5 protein-coding genes are annotated in these 3,884 nt (G+C 68.2%); all 5 read right to left on the bottom strand.

Translation table 11 applies throughout. From position 1 onward, the window contains the following. Window positions 1–100: 100 nt before the first annotated feature. The 5 genes from LI92_RS20230 to LI92_RS20210 all read right to left on the bottom strand — a co-directional run bounded on the left by LI92_RS20230 (window position 101) and on the right by LI92_RS20210 (window position 3,804). Window positions 101–505: an Rv3143 family two-component system response regulator gene (locus LI92_RS20230; protein ID WP_046322055.1), complete on the bottom strand. Its 405-nt coding sequence runs from the start codon at window positions 503–505 to the stop codon at window positions 101–103. 88 nt (window positions 506–593) lie between these two features. Further along, window positions 594–941: a DUF6285 domain-containing protein gene (locus tag LI92_RS23970; protein ID WP_046322054.1), complete on the bottom strand. Its 348-nt coding sequence runs from the start codon at window positions 939–941 to the stop codon at window positions 594–596. Next, complete coding sequence (locus LI92_RS20220; protein WP_046322053.1) at window positions 938–1,915, bottom strand: phosphotransferase family protein; 978 nt, start codon at window positions 1,913–1,915, stop codon at window positions 938–940. Before LI92_RS20220 ends, LI92_RS23970 begins: the two co-directional genes overlap by 4 nt. After that, a complete protein-coding gene (locus LI92_RS20215) occupies window positions 1,912–3,153 on the bottom strand; it encodes an acyl-CoA dehydrogenase family protein (protein WP_046322052.1) in 1,242 nt (413 codons plus the stop codon). The genes LI92_RS20220 and LI92_RS20215 overlap by 4 nt, the downstream gene beginning before the upstream one ends. A 36-nt stretch (window positions 3,154–3,189) precedes the next feature. Further along, a complete protein-coding gene (locus LI92_RS20210) occupies window positions 3,190–3,804 on the bottom strand; it encodes a TetR/AcrR family transcriptional regulator (RefSeq protein WP_082109827.1) in 615 nt (204 codons plus the stop codon). Window positions 3,805–3,884: the final 80 nt, after the last annotated feature.

The raw sequence follows: 3,884 nt of genomic DNA, 5'->3' as shown, positions 1-3,884 counted from the left end.
TCAGCGAGGCTCGACGTAGGAGAGGCGAAGCTGGGGGCGCCGTGTCAGTGGGGGCGGGTCAGCGAGGCTCGACGTAGGAGAGGCGAAGCGGGCCGCCGTGTCAGCTGGGCGTCGGCGTGCGCAGCAGGCCCAGCACCGCATGGCTCAGCGCCATGGGGTCCACCGGGTGGGCCACCGCGGCGTCCGCACGCGACCACTTGGCCAGCCAGACGTCGTCGGCGCGCCCGGTCAGCACCACGATCGGGGGGCACGGGGAGAGCTCGTCCTTGAGCTGTTTGCAGATGCCCATGCCGCCGGCCGGCGTGGCCTCGCCGTCGAGGATGGCCAGGTCGATTCCTCCGGCGTCCATCTGCCGGATCACCACCGGCTCGGTCGCGACCTCGACATAGCTCAGTTCCGGCAGGTCGGGGTGCAGGTGCCTGCCCAACGCGGTGATCACCCGTTCACGAGTCGCGGCGTCGTCGCTGTAGACAAGGATGCGCAGCGCGGCATTGGAGTCGGACACGGTGCAGATGCTACTGCGCGGGTGCCTCCGACACACCGGGTTTGGCGCAGTACCGTCGAAGCGACTGTCGCACAGTCACTCTTGGGAGCTATTGGGCGTATCCCGGGTGGTCGATCGCCAGCCGGTGCTCCACCAGGGTGTACAGGCAGGCCGTCAGTTCCGCCGGCCGGTCGTCGAGGTCCCCGGCCCGGATGGCCGCGGCCAGCTCGGCCTCGTCGGCGAAGCCCAGGCCGGCCAGTGCGTCGGTGACGACACCGGCGGTGGCGTCGTTGAGCTCGCGCTCGACGATGCGCAGCGCGTTGGCCGCGACTCGGGCGTGGAATCTGACCTGGCTGTCGGTGCCGGCCTGGGCGTTGTTCACCAGCGCCGTGTCCAGGAACTCGGTGACCGCGGCGACCAGTTCGGCAGCGGTGGGCCGGCGGCCCCCGGCGCTCACGGCCGGACCCCGTCGAGCAGCCGCAACAGATCCCACTCGGTCTCGGAGACTCGCCGGCCGATGGTGGCCAGTTCCACCGAACGTGTCTGACCGCTCAGGTGACGATGCGCCTGATAGCGGCAGATGATGCCCCATCGCAATGTGCCCAACAGCAACCACCAGTCGAATCGGTCGTGATCCACTCGGGTATCGGTCGCCTGCTCGTAGGCGGCCAGCAGCGCGTCGATTCCGCCGAGCCCGCCGGCGGCGCGTTCCAGCGGCGCGCCGAAGCGCCAGGCCCGCAGGCAGAACCAGGCCAGATCCTCGCACCCGTCGCCGACGTGTACCAGCTCCCAGTCCAGTACGCCGGCCAGGTCGCCGTCCCCGCTGACCATGAGGTTGCCCATCCGGAAATCGCCGTGGACCAGCTGCGCCGGCACCGGCGGGGGACGGTGCGCGGCGAGCCGCCGAAACGCCCATTCGAAGGGTGCCGTGGTGTCGGGCATGCTGTCGAGCTGCGCCCGGCAGGCGGTGAGCTGATCTTCGGTGCTGAGCGCGATGCCGCCCGGGTCGGCCCGGTGGATTGCGGCCAGTGCCTGTGCGCACTGAGTCAGCAGCCGCTCACGGCCGGGGTCGTCGAGCTGGCGCTCGATTCGTCGAACGACCGTCTCGCCACTGATCAGGTCGCAGATCAGATACGGGTTTCCCACTGCCGCAGGAGAATTGTCGGCGATAAGCACGTTCGGCACCGGCGCACCGGCCTCGCCTGCGGCGCGCTGCGCCTGCGCCTCGAGTTCCATGCTGGCGTGGATCTCATCGAGCGGCCCGGTGCGCAGAATCAACGACCGGCGCTCGCCGGTTGCCGGGACGGCGTCGAAAGCCCAGGTGGCCCGGCTGGCGCCGCCGGTCAGGGCGCGCAGGCCCTGCACCGTGACGGGGCCCAAGACCGGCTCCAGCACCCCGGCCAGCCGGTCGGCCAGCTGCTCGACGCTCATCGCCGCCGGTCGAACCCGAACAGCCGCTGCGCAACGCGGCGAATCTGAATCTCCTCGGCACCTTCGGTGATCCGGTAGCGGCGATGGTGCCGGTAGATGTGCTCGAACTGCTCGTGGCGAGAGTAGCCCAGGCCGCCGTAGATCTGCATCGCTCGGTCGGCGGCCTCGCACACCAGCCGGTTGGCTCGGTAGTTGGCCATCGACACCTTGTCCGAGACCTCCAGGTGGTGGTCGCGGTCCAGGTGCCAGGCGGCGTAGTTGACCAGCAGCCGCACCATCTGCGCCTCGGTCTGCAACTCGGCCAAGGGCCACTGCACCGCCTGGTTGACCGACAGCGGCTTGCCGAACACGATGCGTTTGCGGGCGTACTCGGCCGCGCGGTCGATGCAGTATTGCGCGGCGCCCAGACTCGAGGCGGCCTGCCGGATCCGGTTCTCGTGCAGGAATGTCTGGGCCACGTCGAGACCGCCGTCGACCTCGCCGAGCACCGCGCCGGCCGGAACGCGCACGTCGCGCAGCTCGACCTCGCCGTGATCGGAGGGCATGTTGAAGGTCCACCAGTAGAACGGGACGGTGAACCCCGGAGTGTCGGTGGGCACCAGGAAAGCGGTGATGCCGCGTGCCGATCCGGCCTCGCCGGAGGTTCGGGCGAAGACCAGGTCGTGCGTGGCCCGATGCACACCGGTGTTGAAACGCTTGGCGCCGTTGATCACCCAGGTGTCACCGTCGAGCTCAGCGCGGGTCTCCAGCCAGGTGGCATCCGAACCGTGGTCCGGTTCGGTCAAGCCGAAGGCCATCGATCGCTCGCCGGTGATCAGGGCCTCGGAGAACTCCTTGCGCTGCTCGTCGGTGCCGAACCGCTCCATCATGATGACCTGGGGGAAGTTGCCCACGATCGACGACTCGTCCTGCAGGTCGTTGTGCAGGCCCAGGCCTTTGTGCGCCAAGTGTTCCCGGATCACCGCCATGTCGACGTTGGTGCCGTCGCGACCTCCCAGCGAGGACGGCAACGCGTAGCGCAGCCAGCCGGCGGCGTCGGCACGCCGGCGCATCTCATCGAGCAGCTCCTCCCACTCGCGCCGGGGGACTCCGCCGCGCTCCACATCGGTACGGGCGAACTCCCGGCGGTGGTCGAAATACTGCATGTGATCGGCCTGCAGCGGCGCGATCTCGCGCTCGATGAACTCGTCCATCTCGGCGAGCAGTCCGGGAAGGTGTTCCGGCAGTGTGAAGTCCATTGCTTCTCCTTCAGATGGTCTTTTGGGTGGGCACTGTCAACGGCCGTACAGCGTCTTTCTCCAGATCGTCGACAGCGTCGCGATGGCGTCGCTGTCGCTGATTCGCCAGTCCGGACCCGAGGGGCCGACGAATACGACGGTGAAGTTCTCGAACAGCAGTGCGATGGCAGCCGCGATGTGGTCGGCGTCGAGGTCGAGAGCATAGCCCTGTTGCTGGGCGCGTCGCACCGATTCGGCCACGATGTCCCGGCCGAACCGCCGGAACTCGTTCTGCAGCGCGGCAAATCTCTCGCTGGTCGCCGCCAGCTGAGCGACGGCGATCATGACACCGATGTTCGGCTTGAACATCGACCAATAGGCATTGACCACCGACGAGAAGAACTCAGTGTCCTCCGGGGACTCCGGCAGCCGCATGTTCAGCCCCGAGGGCTCGACAACCTCGGTGAGGAAGGACTCCGCCAACGCGGCGAGCAGATCTTCCTTGTCGTTGAAGTAGCGGTAGAGCACCGCCGTGGACTTTCCGGCCGATGACGTGATGTCGGCCAGCGTGGTCCCGTGAAAACCGCGCTCGGCAAACAACTCCCGGGCGGCTTGCTCGATCGCCCCGCGCGTCAGGCGTCCTTTTGAACTGAGCTCACGCTGGGTGGACATCGAGGCGCTCAGTCCCGCTTGCGGTCGCCGGCGGCCAGCAGGGCGCTGGGCAGCGTATGGCCTGTCTCTTATACACATCT

The organism is Mycobacterium sp. UM_Kg1 (genome assembly GCF_000972925.1).
Taxonomy (GTDB): Bacteria; Actinomycetota; Actinomycetes; order Mycobacteriales; family Mycobacteriaceae; genus Mycobacterium; species Mycobacterium hiberniae.
The sequence above is the reverse complement of the archived record's forward strand: the minus strand, read 5'-3'. Positions and strand labels throughout refer to the sequence as shown.